The 20,965-nt window shown below is 42.7% G+C and carries 29 protein-coding genes; 7 read left to right on the forward strand and 22 right to left on the reverse strand.

Annotated elements, in window-relative coordinates; all coding sequences use genetic code 11:
• Together RT143_RS09685 and RT143_RS09690 are read left to right on the forward strand one after the other, a co-directional pair.
• Positions 1-236: hypothetical protein (locus tag RT143_RS09685; RefSeq protein ID WP_313092752.1), on the forward strand; the 236-nt coding region annotated here is incomplete at its 5' end.
• A gap of 135 nt (positions 237-371) precedes the next feature.
• The gene (locus tag RT143_RS09690; protein ID WP_313092788.1) at positions 372-968 is read left to right on the forward strand and encodes a phosphatase PAP2 family protein; all 597 of its coding nucleotides are present in this window, start codon (positions 372-374) and stop codon (positions 966-968) included.
• A gap of 32 nt (positions 969-1,000) precedes the next feature.
• On the opposite strand, the gene truC is transcribed toward RT143_RS09690, so the two are convergent.
• The 6 genes from truC to RT143_RS09720 all read right to left on the reverse strand — a co-directional run bounded on the left by truC (position 1,001) and on the right by RT143_RS09720 (position 7,038).
• Entirely contained in the window at positions 1,001-1,801 is an 801-nt protein-coding gene (gene truC, locus RT143_RS09695; protein WP_313092753.1) for a tRNA pseudouridine(65) synthase TruC, read from the reverse strand.
• A 70-nt stretch (positions 1,802-1,871) separates the two neighbouring features.
• Positions 1,872-3,260: an APC family permease gene (locus RT143_RS09700; protein WP_313092754.1), complete on the reverse strand. Its 1,389-nt coding sequence runs from the start codon at positions 3,258-3,260 to the stop codon at positions 1,872-1,874.
• 250 nt (positions 3,261-3,510) lie between these two features.
• Positions 3,511-4,236 carry a Smr/MutS family protein gene (locus RT143_RS09705; RefSeq protein WP_239741986.1) on the reverse strand — a complete coding sequence of 242 codons (726 nt, stop codon included), beginning with the start codon at positions 4,234-4,236 and terminating at the stop codon, positions 3,511-3,513.
• 81 nt (positions 4,237-4,317) lie between these two features.
• Positions 4,318-5,139 (reverse strand): indole-3-glycerol phosphate synthase TrpC, encoded by an 822-nt coding sequence (gene trpC / locus RT143_RS09710; protein WP_313092755.1) that lies wholly within the window; start codon positions 5,137-5,139, stop codon positions 4,318-4,320.
• A gap of 15 nt (positions 5,140-5,154) precedes the next feature.
• Positions 5,155-6,285: an anthranilate phosphoribosyltransferase gene (gene trpD / locus RT143_RS09715; RefSeq protein ID WP_313092756.1), complete on the reverse strand. Its 1,131-nt coding sequence runs from the start codon at positions 6,283-6,285 to the stop codon at positions 5,155-5,157.
• 126 nt (positions 6,286-6,411) lie between these two features.
• Positions 6,412-7,038, reverse strand: coding sequence for an anthranilate synthase component II (locus RT143_RS09720; RefSeq protein WP_313092789.1), 627 nt, complete (start codon positions 7,036-7,038; stop codon positions 6,412-6,414).
• Between the two features lie 504 nt (positions 7,039-7,542).
• On the opposite strand from RT143_RS09720, the gene glnA reads away from it, so the two are divergent.
• From glnA to RT143_RS09745, 5 genes are all read left to right on the forward strand, one after another.
• Positions 7,543-8,952, forward strand: a complete 1,410-nt coding sequence (gene glnA, locus RT143_RS09725; RefSeq protein WP_065252507.1) for a type I glutamate--ammonia ligase — start codon at positions 7,543-7,545, stop codon at positions 8,950-8,952.
• Positions 8,953-9,098: 146 nt separating this feature from the next.
• Positions 9,099-9,869 (forward strand): DUF4124 domain-containing protein, encoded by a 771-nt coding sequence (locus RT143_RS09730; RefSeq protein ID WP_313092757.1) that lies wholly within the window; start codon positions 9,099-9,101, stop codon positions 9,867-9,869.
• Positions 9,870-9,902: 33 nt separating this feature from the next.
• A complete protein-coding gene (locus RT143_RS09735; protein WP_313092758.1) occupies positions 9,903-10,541 on the forward strand; it encodes a 4'-phosphopantetheinyl transferase superfamily protein in 639 nt (212 codons plus the stop codon).
• 271 nt (positions 10,542-10,812) lie between these two features.
• A complete protein-coding gene (locus tag RT143_RS09740; RefSeq protein WP_007116878.1) occupies positions 10,813-11,025 on the forward strand; it encodes a cold shock domain-containing protein in 213 nt (70 codons plus the stop codon).
• Positions 11,026-11,143: 118 nt separating this feature from the next.
• Positions 11,144-12,325 carry a DEAD/DEAH box helicase gene (locus tag RT143_RS09745; RefSeq protein ID WP_313092790.1) on the forward strand — a complete coding sequence of 394 codons (1,182 nt, stop codon included), beginning with the start codon at positions 11,144-11,146 and terminating at the stop codon, positions 12,323-12,325.
• A 78-nt stretch (positions 12,326-12,403) separates the two neighbouring features.
• Here RT143_RS09745 and RT143_RS09750 read toward each other — a convergent pair whose 3' ends face one another.
• The 16 genes from RT143_RS09750 to RT143_RS09825 all read right to left on the reverse strand — a co-directional run bounded on the left by RT143_RS09750 (position 12,404) and on the right by RT143_RS09825 (position 20,959).
• Positions 12,404-12,742, reverse strand: a complete 339-nt coding sequence (locus RT143_RS09750) for a septal ring lytic transglycosylase RlpA family protein (RefSeq protein WP_313092759.1) — start codon at positions 12,740-12,742, stop codon at positions 12,404-12,406.
• A 497-nt stretch (positions 12,743-13,239) separates the two neighbouring features.
• Positions 13,240-14,406 (reverse strand): tyrosine-type recombinase/integrase, encoded by a 1,167-nt coding sequence (locus tag RT143_RS09755; protein WP_313092760.1) that lies wholly within the window; start codon positions 14,404-14,406, stop codon positions 13,240-13,242.
• Between the two features lie 189 nt (positions 14,407-14,595).
• The gene (locus RT143_RS09760; protein ID WP_313092761.1) at positions 14,596-14,931 is read right to left on the reverse strand and encodes a hypothetical protein; all 336 of its coding nucleotides are present in this window, start codon (positions 14,929-14,931) and stop codon (positions 14,596-14,598) included.
• Entirely contained in the window at positions 14,918-15,169 is a 252-nt protein-coding gene (locus RT143_RS09765) for a hypothetical protein (protein ID WP_313092762.1), read from the reverse strand. The genes RT143_RS09760 and RT143_RS09765 overlap by 14 nt, the downstream gene beginning before the upstream one ends.
• Complete coding sequence (locus RT143_RS09770; RefSeq protein ID WP_313092763.1) at positions 15,162-15,380, reverse strand: hypothetical protein; 219 nt, start codon at positions 15,378-15,380, stop codon at positions 15,162-15,164. The genes RT143_RS09765 and RT143_RS09770 overlap by 8 nt, the downstream gene beginning before the upstream one ends.
• Positions 15,377-15,934, reverse strand: a complete 558-nt coding sequence (locus RT143_RS09775; protein ID WP_313092764.1) for a hypothetical protein — start codon at positions 15,932-15,934, stop codon at positions 15,377-15,379. Before RT143_RS09775 ends, RT143_RS09770 begins: the two co-directional genes overlap by 4 nt.
• A 53-nt stretch (positions 15,935-15,987) precedes the next feature.
• On the reverse strand, positions 15,988-16,812 hold the full coding sequence (locus RT143_RS09780) for a DUF2303 family protein (RefSeq protein WP_313092765.1): 825 nt from the start codon (positions 16,810-16,812) through the stop codon (positions 15,988-15,990).
• Positions 16,813-16,881: 69 nt separating this feature from the next.
• Positions 16,882-17,214 carry a hypothetical protein gene (locus RT143_RS09785; RefSeq protein WP_313092766.1) on the reverse strand — a complete coding sequence of 111 codons (333 nt, stop codon included), beginning with the start codon at positions 17,212-17,214 and terminating at the stop codon, positions 16,882-16,884.
• Positions 17,207-17,494, reverse strand: a complete 288-nt coding sequence (locus tag RT143_RS09790) for a hypothetical protein (protein WP_313092767.1) — start codon at positions 17,492-17,494, stop codon at positions 17,207-17,209. The genes RT143_RS09785 and RT143_RS09790 overlap by 8 nt, the downstream gene beginning before the upstream one ends.
• A complete protein-coding gene (locus tag RT143_RS09795) occupies positions 17,472-17,984 on the reverse strand; it encodes a hypothetical protein (protein WP_313092768.1) in 513 nt (170 codons plus the stop codon). The genes RT143_RS09790 and RT143_RS09795 overlap by 23 nt, the downstream gene beginning before the upstream one ends.
• Positions 17,984-18,334 (reverse strand): hypothetical protein, encoded by a 351-nt coding sequence (locus tag RT143_RS09800; protein ID WP_313092769.1) that lies wholly within the window; start codon positions 18,332-18,334, stop codon positions 17,984-17,986. Before RT143_RS09800 ends, RT143_RS09795 begins: the two co-directional genes overlap by 1 nt.
• Positions 18,327-18,632, reverse strand: a complete 306-nt coding sequence (locus tag RT143_RS09805) for a hypothetical protein (protein ID WP_313092771.1) — start codon at positions 18,630-18,632, stop codon at positions 18,327-18,329. Before RT143_RS09805 ends, RT143_RS09800 begins: the two co-directional genes overlap by 8 nt.
• Positions 18,633-18,665: 33 nt before the next feature.
• On the reverse strand, positions 18,666-19,016 hold the full coding sequence (locus RT143_RS09810; protein WP_313092769.1) for a hypothetical protein: 351 nt from the start codon (positions 19,014-19,016) through the stop codon (positions 18,666-18,668).
• A complete protein-coding gene (locus tag RT143_RS09815; RefSeq protein WP_313092773.1) occupies positions 19,009-19,632 on the reverse strand; it encodes a hypothetical protein in 624 nt (207 codons plus the stop codon). The genes RT143_RS09810 and RT143_RS09815 overlap by 8 nt, the downstream gene beginning before the upstream one ends.
• Positions 19,633-19,640: 8 nt before the next feature.
• The gene (locus RT143_RS09820) at positions 19,641-20,003 is read right to left on the reverse strand and encodes a hypothetical protein (protein ID WP_313092774.1); all 363 of its coding nucleotides are present in this window, start codon (positions 20,001-20,003) and stop codon (positions 19,641-19,643) included.
• 92 nt (positions 20,004-20,095) lie between these two features.
• Entirely contained in the window at positions 20,096-20,959 is an 864-nt protein-coding gene (locus RT143_RS09825) for an exonuclease domain-containing protein (protein ID WP_313092776.1), read from the reverse strand.
• Between the last annotated feature and the right edge of the window lie 6 nt (positions 20,960-20,965).

A 20,965-nucleotide genomic window follows, 5' to 3' on the forward strand; every position in this document is an offset into this window, starting at 1 on the left:
ATGAGGTGCTATCAATCCAGACCAATCCCCTAACAACTAGCCCAGTGACACCAACCACTTTGTCTTCTCAATCAATAGCTCAACATCCGCTAGCGGATTCAACAATCGCCCTCACACCTGAGTCAGTTCACTCGACTGTCGTGGCAAAAAACCACCCACGATATAGTCATACACCCCACAATAGTCACCCAACCCAAAGACCCGCTGAATCTGCCGCGTTTTTTTCCAAAACGTGATGTTCAAATAGGCAAAAAAAGGATGGCGCCATGAATCAATCAATGAATCAACCCATAAAAAAATCCAATCTGTCACTTGCCAATTCAGAATTCACCTGCACCTCTGTTAGCTCTGTCGAAAACTTACCCAATTTAATGCGCAATTATTATCAATTTTTGCACAGTAAACCTAAACTATATTATTTGCAAAAGCGCGTGCTGCAGTGGGATACTCGCTTATGTTTACGGGTAAATTTGCTGTCGCAATTGAAGTTTTTTGCGCAGTTCTTCAAAACCATCAGCCGCTTAGGCGATGGTTGGTTTTGGGCGCTATCTACGGTAGTGATGTTAGTAGCGTTACTATCACAAGGACTGGTCGCTAGTATCGTTGCTGTGAAAGTGTGTGCGGTGTTACTCAGCAGTTTTTGTGGTTATTTGCTGTATAAGTATTTAAAAGTGCACACAGTGCGTCCGCGCCCTTACCAAGTACACCAGACCATTACTTTAGGCGAACGGCCTTTAGATGTATTTAGTTTTCCATCGGGGCATACGCTGCAAGCGGTATTGTTTACCACCATGATAGGTCATCAAGTGCCGATGATGTTATGGGTGTTGCTGCCATTTACCATGCTGGTGGCATTATCGCGCTTGGTGCTAGGGTTACATTATCCCACCGATGTGCTGGTGGGTGCAGGCATTGGCGCAACATTTGCGACCCTCGGTAGTAAAGTGAGTGATTACTTGGTTGCGTAAAGGATGTCGCCAAATAATGATATCGCTAACTATCAAGGCAAATGAAAGCCAAACTGCGCGCACATCGTTAACCAATCTGTATCCACAGGCGCAGTGATATCAACACGGCGATTGTCGGTGAGTCTATGAAAAGCCAAGGTATGCGCATGTAACATCAAGCGATGCACGCCGATATGTTGACGGATAGCACGATTTTGGTGATGATCGCCATAACTGGTATCGCCAATAATCGGATGAAACACATGCTTCATGTGGCGACGTAGTTGGTGTTTTCGTCCGGTAATGGGCGTCAATCTAGCTAGGCTAAAACGTGAAGTGGGATAGCGTGCGCGCGCTTGAAACGGCTGCTCAGTTGTTGCCAAGCATTGCCAATGCGTTTGCGCAGGTTGCAGTAAGGTTAATTCAGCAGGGCTGCTAAGGGATTCATCAAACATGTCTGTCGAACTGACCTTTCTTTGTTGCAGTGCCTGCAAACTTGGTTTATCGCCAATTTTATCCAAAATTTGTGTGAGTGGGTAATCAATCAGCCCAGATGTCTGCGCATTCACTGTCAAATATCCGCGCACGATGGCTAAGTAAGATTTTTGCACTTGCCTGTTTTCAAATTGCTCACACAGTTGCCGCGCTGATTCGCTCGATAAAGCAAACAGTAACACCCCCGATGTCGGCCGGTCTAAGCGATGAATCGGATAAACATATTGACCCAGTTGATCGCGCAGGGTCTGCATCACAAACTGGGTTTCATGACGGTCAAGCCAGCTTCGATGGACAAGCATACCCGCAGGCTTATTGACTGCCACACAGTGTTCATCTTGATATAAAATTTCTAACATGCCGTTTTCCCAAAAGCTACAGACATAAAAAAGGTCAGAATCTTATCTGACCTTTTCACCACGTTAACCATTATTCATGTTCATTGTGCATCGGTGGATGACGCTTAAAGCCACCGGTTTTAAATGCCAAATAGATAAGACCGATTACTGCCCAGCTTAAACCCATTTTGATGGCGATTGGCTCACTTTCTTTCCACATCAGCGCAACACTGATAAAGCCCAACAGCGGCACAATCAAATACATAAATAAATCATAGACACTGTGGTAGCGTTTTTCACGGATGATGTAGGTCGCAATCACGGATAAGTTAACAAAACTAAACGCCGTCAACGCCCCAAAACTAATCAAATGCGCGATGACATCAAACTCAATAAAACCCGCGGTTAATGCAATCATACCTGCGATATAGATATTGTAGGTTGGGGTCAAGTATTTTGGATGAATATGACCAAAAATACGTTTATTAATGACCCCATCACGCCCCATCACATACATCAAACGAGAGACACCGGCATGTGCAGAAATACCTGACGCCATCACCGTAACAATTGCAAAGCCCAGTACAGCGGCTTGAAACGCAGAACCACCCACCAACATCAAAATATCTGGCTGGGTAGCAGCCACATCTGGGAAATATTTGTCAGGGGTTTGTGGGAAATAAATCTGCATAAAGTAAGTACTAATGATAAACACAATACCTGCAATCAATGCGGTCAAGAAAATTGCTTTTGGTAGGGTTTTTTGCACATCTTTGGTTTCTTCTGCCAATGAGCTTAGTGAGTCAAAGCCTGTGAAAGAGAAACATAAAATGGTTGCACCACTGATGAGTGCCGTCATGTTGGCAATATCACTCCAAAAAGGCTTTAAGCTCCATAATTGGTAAGCTGCATCATTGATGGTGCCGTCCGCATTGGTGCCCGCCATCAATTTGCTATACACCAACCACGTAAATACACCAATAATCAATAGCTGAATAAACACAATCCAACTATTAAAATAAGCCACGACTTTGGAGCCATGCACATTAATCCAGGTCATAAATCCCGTCAGAATAAATACCCAAATCCATTTGTTGACATCCGGGAACAGCGCTTCAAGATAAATCACCGCTAGGATAATATTCACCAGCGGTGACAATAAATAATCCAACCAAGAAGACCAACCCACCATAAACCCGACATTGGGATGAATCGATTTTTGGGCATAGGTATATGCCGAACCCGCCGAAGGATAACGACGAATCATGCTACCGTAACTTAGCGAGGTAAGCAAAATAGCGATCAATGCAATAATATAAGATGTTGGAACGTGCTGATGACTGGCTTCAGAAACCAAGCCAAAGGTATCAAATACGGTCATGGGCTGAATATACGCCAAACCAATAATGATAATGTGCCAAAGTGCCAATTGGCGTTGCAATTTAGCGGGCGAATTAGTCGCAGTGGTGGTATTGTTCAAAGTTACCTTTCTCCTATACCCAGTGGTGTTAAAAACAGTCAGCTGTCAAAAGTCAAATGGTCGCTGTTTTTAGCCAGTTGAGAGTAGATTAATGCAGAGCATTTAATCCATGAAAAAAAGAGCCTATTATAAACAAAAACTAAGAATAAACTATTAACAATTAAAAAATCCTGTTAAAAAAATCATGCATGGATTGTTCTATGCATGATTTTGTAAAATTTAACCTATAGTCGAAATAGCAGTACAATGGTTATTGGTCGCGATTGGCTTTTTCGCGTTTTTTGAGTAACACCAACACTGCACCATTACCACCTTGTGCCGCAGGCGCTGAGCAAAAAGCAAGCACTTCAGGAATCTGACGCAACCAGCCATTGACGCAAGTTTTTAAGATACTATCAATGCCTTTGCCATGAATGATTTTCACGCAATTTTCATTGTTTTTTTGAGCCTGCAAAATCAACTGACTCATGGCTTCACGGGCCTCTTCAATGGTAGCACCATGTAAATCTACGGCATCATACCAGCGAATCTTGCCTTGTTTGAGCTCATTAAACACTTTGTTCTGTAGCGTTGCGGTTTTATAACTTAAATAAGCATCGCCAGAGACAGGATTAAGCAGCGCTTGCATATCAGACAATACATGCCCGCTATCATCGTCACCACCGACTGCCGCCGCGCGTTTGGCTAGCGTCGTCGCATCAAGCTTATTGCCAGCGTTATTTTTATCCGCCAAGTTTTTATCTTTGATTGGCTGCACGCCTGACATGGCTTGCATAAATAGCAATTTATCATCATCAAGATGTTCGCTATTATATTTTTTAACTTGTTTGGCGACTTGTTGCTTGCTCAATAAACCCACGGTTTCAGTCGGTTTGCCGTTTTCATCGGTCTCTTTGGTTTGGCTGCGACCTTTACCCAGTTCGGTTTTAAGCTGCTTTAACTGGTCTTGCATTTCTTTAGAAAATAAATTTGCCATACAATAACTCTATAAATCGGTATAAAAAATAGGGCGTTTATCGATGAAACGCCCTAACATCAATTATTTAACTTGGCTATTTTACGCATTTTGTTGCGATTGTGCCAATAACTTTGCTAATGCCGCGCCTGCATCGCCTGTTTTCATAAACTGCTCACCAATCAAAAACGCATGGATGTCATGGTCGAGCATCAATTTTACATCCTCTGCCGAATGAATCCCGCTTTCTGTCACCAATAAGCTATCTTGTGGAAACAGTGTTTTTAGGCGCAGGGTAGTGTCCAAACTCACATCAAAGTTATGTAGATTGCGATTATTAACCCCATACACGTTTTGGCGATGGGCTGGCAAGCGTAACGCACGTTCCACTTCTATTTCATCATGACACTCAATGAGCACACTCATGCCAAGTTTTAACGCCAATTCATGCAGCTCAGCGGCTTGCGCATCCGATAAACACGCCATAATCAGCAAAATACAATCTGCCCCAAGCGCACGTGATTGCAAAATGTGATACGGCTCAATCATAAAATCTTTGCGTAGCACAGGTAGGCTTACCGCTTGGCGCACTTGCAATAAATACTCATCCGAGCCTTGGAAGTAGTCAGTATCCGTCAATACCGATAGGCAAGCGGCACCCGCTTGTTCATACCCGACTGCGCTGGCGACAGCATCGAAATTAGGGGCGATGATGCCTTTGGATGGCGAGGCTTTTTTGACTTCCGCAATGACACGGATACCCGCTTTGCGCAAACTGCCGGCAAAATCACGGATGTCTTCGTGGTTCGTTGCGGCAATTTGCTCAAGGTCGTGCCAAGATTGTTGTTGTTTGGCTCTGACCAGTTCTTGACGTTTGGTGTCGACAATTTTTTGTAATACCGAGGGGACTGCTTGATGAGGCATGGTTTTTCCAAAAATTTAATGAGAGGTGAATTGCTGAGTAAAGCTTGCTAATGCTGCCATTTTTTGCAAGGCTTTGCCACTGCTGATGATATCTTGTGCCATGGCTACGCCTTGTTTTATGGTATCTGCTTTACCTGCTACATAGATGGTCGCACCGGCGTTTAAGGCAATCATATCCGCGGCTTTTTTGGCGATGGGGGTTTTATTGGGATTGTTAGCGAGTGCTTCGCGGATGAGGGCTAGGCTCTGTGCTGGACTGTCAATGATTAAGCCTTTGAGCGTTTGCGATTCGATACCAACATCTTCAGGTTCGATATCATACACACTGACTTTGCCGTCTTTAAGTTCAGCCACGTGGGTATAAGTCGCCAGTGAGATTTCATCAAGGTTATCCACTGAGCCGACGACTAGCACATGCTCGGCGCCAAGGTTTTTGAACACATTGGCAAGCGGTTCGCACAGCGAAGGATTAAATACCCCAATCATGGCATTTTTGACGCCCGCCGGGTTGGTCAAAGGTCCTAAAATATTAAACACCGTACGCGTTTTTAGGGTGCGGCGAATGGGCATCGCATGTTTCATTGCCACATGATGATTGGGCGCAAACAAAAAACCAATACCATGGGTTTTAATCGACTGGGTAATCTGCTCGGTATTTAACGCCAAATTAATACCCGCTTGCTGCAGCAAATCGGAACTGCCCGATTTGCCGGAAACGCCGCCATTACCATGCTTGGCGACATGACAGCCAGCTACTGCTGCGACCATGGTAGCGGCGGTAGATACATTAAACAAATTTGCGCCATCGCCCCCCGTACCCACAATATCGACGACGTTAGGCATATCCGACAAATCCACTTTAATCGCAAGCTCCCGCATTACTTGGGCGGCGGCGGTGATTTCTTCAATGCTTTCACCTTTCATACGCAGCGCAGTGAGCAGCGCGCCCATCATGGCATCGGGGCATTGACCTTGCATGATGGCTAGCATGACGCCGCGCATTTCTGCATAGGTTAGGTCAATGGTATTGATGGCGCGATCCAGCGCGGTGGTAAGTAGTAGTTGAGTTTGCTCTGGGGTTAATGGTTGGTTATTTTCAATAGCCGTGGTAATGTCACCAAGATAAGGCGTTACAGTATGGGTCATGTCAGTCTCGTATGAGTTTTATGGCTTACACTTATATATCATTGTACTAGTATACTATAACAAAGCCAGGTTTTAAAGCCAAGTTTTAAAGCCAAACTTTAAGCCGCAAAACTCAATTACCCTAGTCTAAGGGTTAGCGTCTTGATAGTTTTCATAGTCTTCATAATTAGCTAAAAAATTTTTCAAAATCGTATACCCATGCTCACTCAAAATAGATTCTGGATGAAACTGCACCCCTTCAATCGGCAATGTTTGATGCTTAATGCCCATCACAGTAGGGGATGGCAGCAAATTATGTGGGTGAATATCATCACACCATGCGGTAACCTCTAAACAAGCAGGCAAACTGTCATTAGCAATCGCTAAAGAATGATAGCGAGTGGCTTTAAAAGGTGAGGGAAGCCCGGCAAATATCCCTTGATGGTGATGAAAAACTTGCGACACCCGCCCATGCATAATCTTTGGGCAACGGATGATATGGGCGCCAAATGCTTGCCCAATGGCTTGATGACCCAAGCAAACGCCTAATATAGGAATAATACCGGCACAGTCTTTGATAATATTCAACGTATTGCCCGCATCGCTTGGCGTGCAAGGTCCAGGGCCAATGACCAAATAATCGGGATTTAAGCGAATAATGTCTTCACTGCGGCAAGCATCATTGCGCCAGACCTCAACCGGCTGCCCCAATTGCTCAAAATACTGCACCAAGTTGTAGGTAAAACTGTCGTAGTTATCAATAAAAAGTAGCAATCCAGAAACCCTATGCTGTAATTGTTGGACGGTTGGACGATGGTTAGCCAATGATAAAACTTCACCGTTATTTTATTTAATTATTTTATCACAACCATTATACAAGTCACTGAAACCAAATACCGAATAAATGAAGCCGAGTCGCAGGGGGCAATGTTAATGATTTTCACTAAAATAGTTAAACACATATTTTATGCACCAAAAAAGTGAATATTGATAAAATATTAATTAAAATGGTGCAAGTGTTACAGCCGCATGGCGATTTGAAGGTTATCTAGGCAGATAGTCATATCAGCCAACTTTATCAGCAAATCAGCCTACAAATAACTCATTGAATTTGATATAAAAAGTTAATCTTTAGCATGATATCGCAAAAGTTGGCACATAACTTGAAAGTTTAAATTCAACAAGCACCACTTTGTTTATCTCTTGTCACAGTACCAAAAAGAGTATAAAGTGGCGTAACGTTTTTTTAATCATTTTTTGCGTAAAAGGAAACGAGCAATGTCGAATAAATTTTTAGATTTAATCAAATCTAGCGAAGCAAAGTGGGTAGATTTTCGCTTTACCGATACTAAAGGTAAAGAGCAACATGTAAGCTATCCAGCTGACAGCATGGACGAAGACATTTTTGAAGAAGGTAAAATGTTTGATGGTTCATCAATCGCTGGTTGGAAAGGCATTGAAGCGTCAGATATGATTTTGATGCCAGATGCTGATACCGCCTTTGTCGATCCTTTCTTTCGTGAAACGACAGTTGTTGTGACCTGTGACGTTATCGAGCCATCAACCATGCAAGGTTATGACCGTGACCCACGTTCAATCGCGCGACGTGCCGAAGAATACCTAAAATCCACGGGTATTGGCGATACCGCATTCTTTGGTCCAGAGCCAGAATTCTTCGTATTTGATGATGTAAAATGGTCAATCGACATGTCCGGCGCCCGTCACACCATCTCAGCTGATGAAGCCGCTTGGTCAACTGATAAAGAAATGGAAGGCGGTAACTATGCGCATCGTCCACGCGTCAAAGGCGGTTACTTCCCAGTACCACCCGTTGATAGCTCACAAGATATGCGCGCTGATATGTGTGCCGCGGTAGAAGCGATTATGGGCGAAGGCCGTGTTGAAGTCCATCACCATGAAGTTGCCTCTTGCCAGCTAGAAATCGGTGTATCATTTAATACCCTAGTTCGTAAAGCGGACGAAGTACAACAGTTCAAATATGCGGTACACAACGTTGCACACGAATACGGTAAGACCGCGACCTTTATGCCAAAACCGATGGTTGGTGATAATGGTTCAGGTATGCACGTTCACTTGTCAATCCAAAAAGATGGCAAAAACACCTTTGCCGGTGATGAATACGCAGGGCTGTCAGAAACTGCTTTATACGCAATCGGTGGTATCATCAAACATGCTCGTGCTTTAAATGCCATCACCAACCCATCAACCAACAGCTATAAACGCCTAGTACCGCATTACGAAGCGCCTATTAAACTGGCTTATTCAGCGCGTAACCGCTCAGCATCAATTCGTATTCCATACGTAGCAAGCCCGAAAGGCAAGCGTATCGAAGCACGTTTCCCAGACCCAGCAGCCAACCCTTATCTCTGCTTTGCCGCATTGTTGATGGCAGCGCTTGATGGTATCCAAAACAAAATCCATCCAGGTGAAGCCGCAGACAAAAACTTATACGATCTTCCACCAGAAGAAGAAGCATTGATCCCAACGGTGGCGGAGAACTTGGAAGTTGCGCTTAAAGCGTTAGAAGACGACCATGAGTTCTTAACCAAAGGTGGCGTATTTACCAAAGAAATGCTTGACGCTTACATTGCCTTGAAAAAAGAAGAAGTAGAGCGTTACAACGTATCCGTTCATCCAATCGAATTTGATATGTACTACAGCTGCTAATAAGTTCGCTTTTCAAAAAACCCAACTTTACATTAAGTTGGGTTTTTTTATGTGAGATTTTTAGGCTAATAGGAAAAATTATTTAGGGATTGATTATCAAGCTTGCTAAAATATGCACAATAATGGGTTTTGAGGGGAAGGCTTATATGATTTTGAAAAAATACAGTACCGATCATAATAGTAGTTTGCGGTATAGCTTTATACTCACGGCTGTCGTGTTATTGCTGTCACAGTTAAGTCATGCTGAAGTGTATAAGACGAACACCTCAGAGGGTCAAGTGGTATATACCGATAATATCAATACCGCTTATCAATACAATAAAAACAGCAAAAATATCAGCGTATTAGATAAATTACCCACCCAATCACAAGTATCTGCGACGACCAATCAATCAACAACGACATCCAGTAGCTTGAACAATCAAGTTGATAATGCAGTCAGTACGGCTACGGACAATCGTTTGCCTGATAGTTTAGGTGATAGCGTAACTGATCGCTTATCCACCCAATCCATCTCAGCAAGCCAGCAGGGGGATTATGTATTAAAAATTGTATCGCCTGAAGCAGGGCAAACGCTGCGACGGGGAAGTCAACCAATTGAGATTAACGTTGCTTTGACGCCGAGTTTAAAAACAGGCGATAGAATCGTCTATCAACTCAATAACCAAACCTTAGCGACCATAAAAGAAACTAGCTATACTATTGCAACTACCACGCTCGATCCTAACCCTTATACCATTACTGTAAGTGTTGAAAATGTCTTAGGGGAAGTCATCGCGCAAGACACTCGCGCTATCACTCTCATCAGTAATAATGTACTGTATCAAAAAAAACGTAAAGCGATTGCGCAAGCACAAAAGAAGAAAGCCAATCAACCTTGGTATAAAAAATACTTTAATACTTTAAGCTATCGTTAAATTTGCTTATACCATAAGGCACTACCATAACCGATGCAGTTTTATCCAATCGAACACCATAGCTGGGTTGCTATTGATATTCATCATAATTTGGGTGAACAGGCTACCCTATTAACCCATAAATCAGGGTCGATGTCTTGTCGTCAATTGCTAAAAAAGCTACAGCAAGCGCTCAATGTGACAGGCGAGTTAATGGATACAAACTTTCCTTATCATTTTATAACCGCTGATGGTTACACTTGGTATGTCAGTTTTAGCCATAGCCGCCAACATGCCGTAGTGTTGATTTCACCCTATACAAATATCGGTATTGATGTTGAAGACAGCGCAATTAGTCATCACGTTGCTGCACGCTTTTTTTCACCCCATGAATACCAATGGTTGAATCAAAAGCCTGCAGTCAATCAAGCAGTTTTACGAAACTTGCTATGGCGACTTAAAGAATGTGCCATCAAAGCCCATCAGAATGCCGATAAGCAATTAACAAAAGAATTAAAGCATGATGTGCTAGATGAATTGGGTGAGGAAGTTATCAGGCAACTTATTGGCGTCGATGAGATAAATGCTAAAGATAAGGCTAAAAATAAGCCCATACAATGTGTGCAAACCGACGCTAAAATAATTGGCAATTTTAGTAGCAAACCTTGCAGTTTTATTATCGTAAACCGTTAAATAAGGCTAAAAAATCGCTGTTTAAAAAAACAACCAATTCTTACGAAATTACTTTTTTTTGTAAAAAACCCATGCTATGATTGCTATAAGAACAATTTACTATGTAAGCGACATTGTAGAGAAATGTTTTAACAAACTATTACAAAAGCTTAACTAGTACATTATTTAGCAGGCGTAGGTAGCGAGTAAATAAACTTAACTAGGCTTAACTAGCCTTGGTTAAAAAACTACTTTAAAACCTACCATTAATAGTGTTAAAGGAAGTTATAATATGTCAGTTCGTGAACAAGGCATTGTAAAATGGTTTAATGATTCAAAAGGTTTTGGATTTATTCAACGTAACAGCGGTGAAGATATTTTTGTTCATTTCCGCGCGATTCAAGGTGACGGCTACCGTTCACTTCAAGATGGTCAAAAAGTTGAATTCATCGTGGTTGAGGGTCAAAAAGGTCTTCAAGCTGAAGAAGTTACCAAAGTCGAATAAGTTGAGCCAAAAAGGGGTTGAAGTGTTATTTTTGACCTTTTTGCAAACCAAGTTGATGTCATTAACTTGGTTTTTGTTGTTTCTCATAGCCAATGATTGATTGGTCAAAATAGGTTAAATCTCTGTGTTTCAAACTTTCTCACAATTACCCCTTCATCCAGCGCTCAAACAAGCGATTGACCAACTAGGCTATCAAACGCTGACCCCTATCCAAGCGCAGATATTGCCCAATACACTTGCTGGGCAAGACGCCATTGGGCAGGCACAAACGGGTACAGGTAAGACAGCAACGTTTTTACTCACCATCATCAATGAATTACTAAATAATCCTCTAAACCCTGAGGTTGATGGCGATCGTTTTTTGGGTGAAACCCGTGCGCTGGTGCTGGCGCCGACTCGAGAACTGGCTCAACAAATTTATCAAGATTGCCTTGAACTCACCAAGTTTACCAAACTTCATACCGTTTGTTTGCTCGGTGGCACAGACTATGACACGCAATCAAAGCAGCTTCATCAAAAGTTTGTCGATATCATCATCGCCACCCCAGGTCGTTTAATTGATTTTTGCTTTCAGCACCATGTGTATCTCGATCGTCTTGAAATTTTGGTATTAGATGAAGCGGATAGAATGTTGGATATGGGATTTATACCTGATATCAAACGGTTGATTCGTATGATGCCTGCCAATACGCATCGGCAAACCCTGCTTTTCTCCGCTACCTTTAACCAAGATGTGATGAATTTAGCTTATCGCTGGTTATATCAGCCGATTTTTGTAGAGATTGCGCCCGAGCAAAAAACCAGTCAAAACATCGAGCAGCTGTTTTTTACCCTGATGGAATCGGATAAACTGGCGGCGTTACAGCAAGTTATTGAAAAAATTTCTCCCAGTAAAATGATTGTGTTTGCCAATCGTAAAGACCAAGTTAAACGTCTTTATGACAAACTTAATCGTCAGTATAAAGTAGTGATATTGTCAGGGGATGTCATCCAAGCAAAACGCGAGAAATATTTGGCACAATTTCGTCAAGGCGATGCCAATATTTTAGTGGCGACTGATGTCGCAGGGCGAGGTATTCATATAGATGATGTGGCTTGTGTGGTCAATTATACCTTGCCAGATAGTCCTGATGATTACGTTCATCGTATCGGTCGTACAGGTCGGGCAGGCAATAAAGGTATGAGTATTAGCTTTATCAGTGAAAACGACGGGTTTAATTTGCCGGCTATCGAGCAATATTTGGATGAAACTATCAAAATGCAGCAATGGTCGAATGACACCCGTTTTTTAGAGGATTAAATTTTTTAATTGATAAAACATCAAGGGCGCTATCAATCAATAGCGCCCTTTTTACGTTAAAACATAGTGAAAATAAATTTATAATCTAACGATATCGACTTTAGCAAGGCCGTTTGAAAGATTAGCAATTCTACTAAAAGCACCTTTTGACAAATCTAGGGTACGGCCATATTTGCCAAATCCCCCTGTGTCAGTCACGCGTACCACTACACTTTTGCCGTTGGCTTTGTTGGTAACTTTGAGCCGGCTACCTAATTTGTGCACATTGCTGGCGGCAGTCAGTGCATTTTGATTGAATTTCTCGCCAGATGCCGTGGTGCGACCATGATGCTTACCACCATACCATGAAACAACATCAGCATTGGCTTGCTGGGTGACTAAAGTAGTAACAATCAAACTGGCAATGATATATTTCATCGGATGTTCCTTTTATCAATTAAAGCGGTCAATAATCTGACTACTTAAAGGTATCAAGGGGCATTTCCCGTGATTTACATAGTAAAAACAAAGTAATATTATTTAATATCACTTAAGGGATGTGTATTCTAATTACAAAGTTATGTTATTTCAAACATTTTATTGTAAACAAAATCTTTAATATCCAGTGTATTTTGCTAAACATATAAGTTGTGTAACTTTATCGGCTAGTTTTTCTAACCTGTTGATTTTATGTAAAAACAATATCTTGAGTAGCTAATGGGATATAAAAAACGCAAAAAAAAGAGAATACAGTAATCTGCATTCTCTTTTTTATATATGGTGGAGATGGCGGGAGTTGAACCCGCAAAAGAATAATATAATAAAACCCTATCAAATATTAGATATTTAAAATCAATAACTTATAAATTCTGTTTTTGATAGCATTGTACTGCTTTAGCATTCAGCCTGTCAAAAAGCCTGTCAAACCTGTCAGCTTAGTTAGTATTTAGCTTGGCAATCTCAATTTTATTCTTATCACCGTGCATCCACTTCGCATATCTTTTCATTAGCATTTGTAAACTATGGCCCATCTGGTCAGCAACAAATACCGGGTTAACCCCATCCATCAAAAGCATAGTCGCATAAGTATGCCGGGCGTTATACGCTGGGCGGTGTCTAACGTGACAGCCTTTCATTGCATCAACTAGCCTAAGCCTAGGTGGTTTCTCATTAAAAAATGCCTCGCCCGTTTCTGGGCAAACCAAAACATACTCTTTAAATTCTTTTTTGGCCAACGTTGGCGTCAGTTCGCGCAGACAGTTCAGAGACGTTTTTGAGCGTTCATTCATGTACACGATGCGGGCAGTGTGCGTCTTGGTCACTTGTTTTTCTGTCCCGCGCACGCGGCTTTTATTGATTTTGATAGTGCCATTAAACCAGTCAATATCATTCCAGCGCAAAGCAATCAGCTCACTTGGGCGGCAGCCTGTCCAAAACGCCAGCTCATAGTAATAATAGTAAAAATGGTCATCGCCAGTGAGATTATTATCCAACCATTTTAAGAGCGCGTTCATCTCATCGCGGGTGAATGGATCGGGGATATCGACTTGGATTTTTTTATTTTTGATGCTATCGATGGGGTTGATAGTGATGAGCTGCGATTCAATGGCGGTTTGAAATACACCGCGCAACGGTACCAGGCAATTATTCAACGTCTTGGCGGTCTTAAAGTCTTTATCGACGATTAAGTCTTTGAGCAAATCCGTGGTGATTTGGTGAATTGGTATGAGCGCCAGGTCAGGCATCCAATGATGTTCGAGTATGCGCAGATAGCCTTTTTTGGTATCGAGATTGGCTTCAGTGTGTTTTAAAAAGCGCTGTGCAACTTCTTGAAATAAAACACCGTCATCGGTGATGACGGTTGAGTCTGTGACATTTTCTCCGCGCGCCTTAGCAATGTCAATGTCAGTGAGTATGCCCCATTCAGCCTTGGTGATTAACTCGCTTCTAATTTTAGCGGCTGCCGCGATGCCTTCCGCAGTTGGCGGATGGGGGAGCGTGATGTTGTAGGCTTGTTTGCGGCGCTCAAAGTAGATTTGGACTGCGCCATTTCTAATCCGCACGCCTTGCGGTAGCGTTTTTCGGCTTGTTCTGTCATCCATTGGTTATACCCTCGTATAGAGTAGTATATATTACCGTCTTGTTTAGTCCAAACCAAATCTTCTGGCCAATTTTCTTTGCGGGCAAATAATCGTTGCTCAGGTATGCCCGTCAATTTCGCAAACTGACTCGCGTGTACCCAGTCAACTGGAATTAAACCTAATTCAGCCAATGCGCTGGTGATGTCTGTTTCAACCATTTTGCACCCCTCTTGGCGGCTCAATCAGCTGTAGTGCTAGAATTTTTGATTCATCAATATAAGATTCAGTTTTCGTTAAACTTAGCCAAGCCGTACTATTCTCATTTTTTCGATAAAGCCCAACATCATAAATAACAGGGTACTCATCGGAGTCATTTTGCATTATCAGTATACAAGTCTGATTGTTTTGTAGCTGTGTATCGCTTGATAGGTTTTGCCAATCGCTGTGCTGCTTAACGATATCAATAGCCGCTTTAAACCCCAAATCCCAATTGTTGAGGCGGCAATTTCTAGCCAATTCCTTTTCCAATTCTTTAATCAATGACATTTGGAGCCTCACTTGGATGCCCAAGGCAACCTGTTTTGGGATCAAAGTTATCACATTCGCCAACCGATATATAAAGCTCACCTGCAGCTTTACGCCTTAACAACTCATTGCGGATGTCTTTGTCTGTTTTAAATTCGTCAGACTCACAAACATCCGTTAAATCTTTGTAACGCAACAAACCATCAATACCGTGACTTAAATGTCTTGTTGTCCACTTACTTTTTTTATTGTCAGTCATTACTATTTTTCCTTCTTACTAGGTTTCCAAATTCATGGTCAATCGCTTGACCTTGCTTGTCCCAAGTCGCATATCCTGGTAACGCTAACCATTTACCTTCACCATCTTCGACAACTCTGCCTGAGTAACCATCGGTCTTGCGTTTAAAACCGCAAACATAGTGCCCGTTATCAGTGATACGGTGGTTGGGATGACGCAATCGCCGACTCATGCGCGTATCTCAACATACGATTTATCAAAATCAAACAAGTAGCCATCTTGCTCAGCAATGCTACGCACCAAGCTAGCGACTTGTAGCTGCAAATCAGTCATCGACTTGGGGTTATAAATTTTTTGCGTATCGATCTCGTACTCAGTACCCACGATATCCGTCATAAAAAAGTCAACGTGATAGCAGCGTTTGACCCCGTCATCGATAAACTCATCTGGGATAATCTCATCAAGCTTTGTGCTTGGGCACCAATCACCATAAAACTGCATTGCTTTAATGCGATTGAGCATGTACTCATTGCCCTTGCGGCCACATGCAGATATTTTTACCCAGCCACGGTATTTGCAGCCAACGCGTTTGTTAAGTACGTCAGGGTGAGCATGATGCGTCTTAACGTACTGACTGACGCGCCGCAATTCCACCTCAAACTCACGCTGTTTAGGCGCCATGACTGCCATTTCGTACACATCCATGATGGCTTGTGCTTTATGCGTTTTTAACCGTGATTTGCGCTTGGCGGCAGCGGTTGACTTTGATATTTTGCGTTTAGTCATTTTTTATCTCAAAACCCACTGTTGCCAGTGGGTCTTTTCAAATCTAGTCCCTACTAAGCGTTAAAGCCACCAAGCAACACATCAAACTCACCTGCTAAGTCATCGTTTATCATTTTGACAAACGTCTCAGCACGTTCAAGTTGCAACAAATCAATCGCATTAATCATCAATTTAAAAAAAGGCTTACCATCAACCGCTTTGATAACCAAGCGTAATGAGATTTCGGTTTTTGGCAGTGACTGATAGCAAGCGTCATCTACTTCAAATATCACAGGCATATTGTCATCAGCAGTGCGAGCCTTGACGTTTTCAAACGTCGACCGCGTTTCGCCAAAGTTTTGTACATCATTCTGCGTATTCTTGGTTTCATCAATTTTGATTTGGCGTAAAGCATTAATTGCATTGCCGATATTAATAGTCTCACCTTGCGCATTAACAGGAGTCAGCACTGGCGCATAGTCAGTTAGAAAGTCAATCAAATCACGTTGGGATACTGTGTTATGATGCAGATTTACCAATTTTTGAAAAACTGGCGTCATCTTAAGTTCGATAACTGCTTTATAATCAAGTTTGCCCTGCTCAAAACCTTCAGCGCCATAATTTAAAAATGCGGTTGCCTTCATTGCATCACTATCGACAAAGATTTTGCAATGCTCAGGCGTCGTCTCATCTTTGACAAAACGCACAAAATCTGCAACGCTGTGTGTTTTATACATGCCAGTTTTGCGACGTTTGCCGTCTTCAAACTGTTCCATATCAATCAGATTGGTGTTTTTATTAACAGCAATAACATCACCATTAATATACTCATGATGTGGCTGTGCAAGTTCCGCCCCAACTGCGGCATCACTTAAATTTTCTAAATTGTATTTACTCATGATAAAATCCTATTGGTTAGTTTGGCTGTCGTGAGTGCTGCAACACCCACGACTGGGTTGTTGTTGATGTTATGCGTTAGCAAACAATGCCATCGTGTCGTTTTTCGGGGTCAAGCTAATCTCACCATCTACACTGACAAACACAGTCGTTTGCTCAGTCGTGTCTTCGCTACGTGTGCCAGTGGCTGTTGGCTCCTTAAAATCAATCTTGTGTGAGATTGTGATTTGCTGGGCAGTACCTTTGACCTGCTCCATATCAAACATCACAGCAACTTTGCCTTTTTTGCCGGTGCGAATGACGGATTGCGCAACGTCTGCCATGACAGTCTCAAGCATTGCGGCAAAAGCGCCACCGTTTAAATCTGCCAAGATTTCTTGGATTGGGGTTTGTTGTTTAGCCATGGGTAGTCTCCTGTTTTGGCTGTTGGGTTAAAAGTTGTTTAATCTGAGCAATATGCTCATCGATTGACTTTGCGTTGCTTGCAGTTAGGGGTTGCTTGCACTCCGCTATCACATCGCCAAGCCACTGATGGATGCGCTTGGCATCTTCAATTGTCACATCGCTCAATACCTCAATGTCTTTCTTGTCGCTAAACTTGCTTGGTTTATACAATTTAAAAAACAATCTGCCATCTTTGATAAATAGATGCGTGCGGCGATTAAGTGACAGCGTGAGTTGCATAGCGATGCTCCATTGCTTTGTTGATGTGGCGCAACATGTCAGCACATGCCGACAAGTGCCCGTAATCACCTTCGACGCTCACGCGGTGATGATTGTCTGTACCAAATATGGCAGCCGGTGCATCTGAGTAACCGTTGATAATCGCAAAAGTTTTGTTGTTAGTATTGCCAACGCGTTTACGGTACGTTTGATAGTGACAACACAACACAAAGCTGATATCTGGGCAAATGCTGTCATCCGTAAACAAGCTATTTTTAAGTTGTTTATTGATGACGCTGGTGACGTTTGAGTGTCTGTCCATGATAACGATGTCATAGGCATCGTATTTTTTAGCCAAATAAGCAAGCTCAAAGTTATACACGTCACGATACATTGCCAAAGATACGATTTTGATTTTGTATTTGTGCTTGAGCGCATGGTAAAGACGCTGACAGGCGGAGGTAACGCCAATGCCAGCCGCGCCATTGACCGCAACAATTAAAGGTCCCATCACGCAGCCTCCGCATCATTGCTATCATCATTGGCGGCGTCATCGTCCAATGGCTCAAGGATAGTGCCATTGTCTGCGCTGTCTTTGATAAGACAAAACAGGGTACAAAAGCTGTGCCATTGGGTCGGCTCAATCTTGCAGTAACCCCAGTGGATTTGGTTGTTGACAATCACTAGCTTGGCAAACACTTCTTTGACGTCTTGAGCGTTACGATTTGATGTCACTGTGTTGACATAATCACACCAAATTTGCTGCGCTTGGATAAACGCATCCGCGCTCACTTGGTTGCTAAGATTGGCCTTGCGGGTCAATTGGCGAAATAGCTGTGATGGGGTTTTTTGATTAGCCATATACTGCCTCCATTGCCGCGCGAAATTCCACGGCTTCAAGTTCGGTGATGGTGCGTAACCAAGAGTCTGATTCAGAATCAAAGTCTTTATCGCTTAAATTATAGAAGCCAAAGGAGTTTTTTCTTGTGCCCAAAACCCATGTAAACAAGCGTGTTGTATATCCTAAAACCTCTTTGGCTAAAATGATGGCAAATTGCTTTCTTTCGCCATCCTGAGAATAAATACATATATCATGTGCATCCGGCGCTGGAAATTCACCAACGCAATCGTCATCACTATATCTGTCTTCTTTCGCCATCCGCGCCATTGACCGCAACAATTAAAGGTCCCATCACGCAGCCTCCGCATCATTGCTATCATCATTGGCGGCGTCATCGTCCAATGGCTCAAGGATAGTGCCATTGTCTGCGCTGTCTTTGATAAGACAAAACAGGGTACAAAAGCTGTGCCATTGGGTCGGCTCAATCTTGCAGTAACCCCAGTGGATTTGGTTGTTGACAATCACTAGCTTGGCAAACACTTCTTTGACGTCTTGAGCGTTACGATTTGATGTCACTGTGTTGACATAATCACACCAAATTTGCTGCGCTTGGATAAACGCATCCGCGCTCACTTGGTTGCTAAGATTGGCCTTGCGGGTCAATTGGCGAAATAGCTGTGATGGGGTTTTTTGATTAGCCATATACTGCCTCCATTGCCGCGCGAAATTCCACGGCTTCAAGTTCGGTGATGGTGCGTAACCAAGAGTCTGATTCAGAATCAAAGTCTTTATCGCTTAAATTATAGAAGCCAAAGGAGTTTTTTCTTGTGCCCAAAACCCATGTAAACAAGCGTGTTGTATATCCTAAAACCTCTTTGGCTAAAATGATGGCAAATTGCTTTCTTTCGCCATCCTGAGAATAAATACATATATCATGTGCATCCGGCGCTGGAAATTCACCAACGCAATCGTCATCACTATATCTGTCTTCTTTCGCCATCCGCGCCAAAAGCAAATCAACATACGCAATGATAAAGGGCGTTTTGCCAGAGAAATAATCAGATAGATTTTGTGGGATGTCTCGGTCTTGAAATGGTCGCACTGTGAGCGTGTCGCGCCAGTTGTCCAGCGCAGCGTCATGGTCTAAAACAGGGCAATCGTTGTCGGCAATGGTCAAGCTACAACCTGCTGCCCAAAAATCACGGCTTGGGGCAGGGCGCTTGTTATACCAAAACCCGCAACCGTCGCTATCGCGCGCGTGCCAATTGGCATCGGTAGGGGCTTTTGACCAGTCTGGGGTGTAGGTTTGTTGAGTCATGACGCCACCTATACAGCCAATGTGACGGCAATCACCGCAACAACTATTAATGATGCAAACAGCGCAATAATAACGCGGTCAGCTTGCGCTAAGTCGTCTTCCAAGTAAGCGATATGGGTCTTGAGCGATGCGTTTTGCTGTTCGGCATGGCAGATATACGCGTCACGCACGTTAAGATGAGGGTTGTAAAGGTCGATATCGTCATCAATCAGTGATTGGTAGATTTCGTTAAGTTTTTCGAGCGGGGTATTACCTGGGATGTTGACAATGGTTTTGGCAAGCCGAGATTTACCATTGCAGCGCGGCACTTCGATAATTCTTTTTAGCTTGGTTGGGGTGTTGCTTGGATCGGCGGTGGTGATAGTGAGCATAACGATATATCCATGTTGTTGAGCATGGATATATAATTACATTTGTAATTTATAATGTCAATTACTTTTGTAGTTAATAGGGTAAAATTTAATTACATTTGAATTATTTTTATAAAATCTCTCTCTGTAATTATTTGTATTTTTATGCCTTGGGTGATTAATTCTTCTGCTTTTCGGTGTTTGCTACTCTTATCATGCCCTGCAAGTAGGGTGACATCATGTGTACCAACTACTAGATAATGTAATTTTTTGGAGACACCTGCTTTAACATCAAAGCCATGTTTGGCTGCTAAATTGGCAATCTGCTCACGGCTCATGCTCAGCTCACCAGTAAAGCAAATCGCCATGCCATAAAAACGGCCATCAGTATTGCCTTGTTTTGAGCGAGCAGAATTAGGGTAGGGCTTTATTGATTTTACGGCTTTGGTCAATGGCTTATCAAGCCAATCATGAATAGATGACTGCTTTTCACGCAAAATCGTATTGACGATAAAACCACACGCCTTGGCATCCTCTAGCGCGTTATGGTGCTCAAATTGATAACCCCAGGCTTGGCATACATTTGCAAGGCTATAACCACTATTTGCCCACTTCTCAACTGCTGAGCGCACCATCACGCTACTATCCGCCCATTGCCAGTTGGGTAACGGTAAGTTGGCATTGGTCAAACAAGTGATAATCGCTTTTTGGTCAAAATTGGTATGACTTACCACTACATCATCACCTACAAATTGTAGGATTTTGCCATAGATATCAAATATGTTGGGTGCATCCTTGACGGTACCGGCTGTAATACCGTGTATGTCGATGTTTTTTTGACTAAACGAACATCTTGGATTTATCAAACTCTCAAACGTATCAATGAGTTTGCCTTGTCGATACTTCGCAATCCCAATTTGGCAAATTGACCCAATGTCAAAGTTTGCCGTCTCTACATCCAATGCGACAAAATCCATAACTGC

The sequence above is a fragment of the Moraxella sp. CTOTU48268 genome, assembly GCF_032069585.1.
Lineage (GTDB): Bacteria > Pseudomonadota > Gammaproteobacteria > Pseudomonadales > Moraxellaceae > Faucicola > Faucicola cinerea.

Coding starts and splice junctions, on each gene's coding strand:
- glnA (WP_065252507.1), top strand. CDS start 7,543: ATGTCGAATAAATTTTTAGATTTAATCAAATCTAGCGAAGCAAAGTGG.
- truC (WP_313092753.1), bottom strand. CDS start 1,801: ATGTTAGAAATTTTATATCAAGATGAACACTGTGTGGCAGTCAATAAG.
- trpC (WP_313092755.1), bottom strand. CDS start 5,139: ATGCCTCATCAAGCAGTCCCCTCGGTATTACAAAAAATTGTCGACACC.
- RT143_RS09820 (WP_313092774.1), bottom strand. CDS start 20,003: ATGCTCACTATCACCACCGCCGATCCAAGCAACACCCCAACCAAGCTA.
- RT143_RS09800 (WP_313092769.1), bottom strand. CDS start 18,334: ATGGCTAATCAAAAAACCCCATCACAGCTATTTCGCCAATTGACCCGC.
- RT143_RS09775 (WP_313092764.1), bottom strand. CDS start 15,934: ATGACTAAACGCAAAATATCAAAGTCAACCGCTGCCGCCAAGCGCAAA.
- RT143_RS09805 (WP_313092771.1), bottom strand. CDS start 18,632: ATGGCGAAAGAAGACAGATATAGTGATGACGATTGCGTTGGTGAATTT.
- RT143_RS09690 (WP_313092788.1), top strand. CDS start 372: ATGCGCAATTATTATCAATTTTTGCACAGTAAACCTAAACTATATTAT.
- RT143_RS09795 (WP_313092768.1), bottom strand. CDS start 17,984: ATGGGACCTTTAATTGTTGCGGTCAATGGCGCGGCTGGCATTGGCGTT.
- RT143_RS09735 (WP_313092758.1), top strand. CDS start 9,903: ATGCAGTTTTATCCAATCGAACACCATAGCTGGGTTGCTATTGATATT.
- RT143_RS09755 (WP_313092760.1), bottom strand. CDS start 14,406: ATGGATGACAGAACAAGCCGAAAAACGCTACCGCAAGGCGTGCGGATT.
- trpD (WP_313092756.1), bottom strand. CDS start 6,285: ATGACCCATACTGTAACGCCTTATCTTGGTGACATTACCACGGCTATT.
- RT143_RS09790 (WP_313092767.1), bottom strand. CDS start 17,494: ATGCAACTCACGCTGTCACTTAATCGCCGCACGCATCTATTTATCAAA.
- RT143_RS09785 (WP_313092766.1), bottom strand. CDS start 17,214: ATGGCTAAACAACAAACCCCAATCCAAGAAATCTTGGCAGATTTAAAC.
- RT143_RS09750 (WP_313092759.1), bottom strand. CDS start 12,742: ATGAAATATATCATTGCCAGTTTGATTGTTACTACTTTAGTCACCCAG.
- RT143_RS09765 (WP_313092762.1), bottom strand. CDS start 15,169: ATGACTGACAATAAAAAAAGTAAGTGGACAACAAGACATTTAAGTCAC.
- RT143_RS09780 (WP_313092765.1), bottom strand. CDS start 16,812: ATGAGTAAATACAATTTAGAAAATTTAAGTGATGCCGCAGTTGGGGCG.
- RT143_RS09770 (WP_313092763.1), bottom strand. CDS start 15,380: ATGAGTCGGCGATTGCGTCATCCCAACCACCGTATCACTGATAACGGG.
- RT143_RS09730 (WP_313092757.1), top strand. CDS start 9,099: ATGATTTTGAAAAAATACAGTACCGATCATAATAGTAGTTTGCGGTAT.
- RT143_RS09825 (WP_313092776.1), bottom strand. CDS start 20,959: ATGGATTTTGTCGCATTGGATGTAGAGACGGCAAACTTTGACATTGGG.
- RT143_RS09815 (WP_313092773.1), bottom strand. CDS start 19,632: ATGACTCAACAAACCTACACCCCAGACTGGTCAAAAGCCCCTACCGAT.
- RT143_RS09810 (WP_313092769.1), bottom strand. CDS start 19,016: ATGGCTAATCAAAAAACCCCATCACAGCTATTTCGCCAATTGACCCGC.
- RT143_RS09705 (WP_239741986.1), bottom strand. CDS start 4,236: ATGGCAAATTTATTTTCTAAAGAAATGCAAGACCAGTTAAAGCAGCTT.
- RT143_RS09740 (WP_007116878.1), top strand. CDS start 10,813: ATGTCAGTTCGTGAACAAGGCATTGTAAAATGGTTTAATGATTCAAAA.
- RT143_RS09760 (WP_313092761.1), bottom strand. CDS start 14,931: ATGTCATTGATTAAAGAATTGGAAAAGGAATTGGCTAGAAATTGCCGC.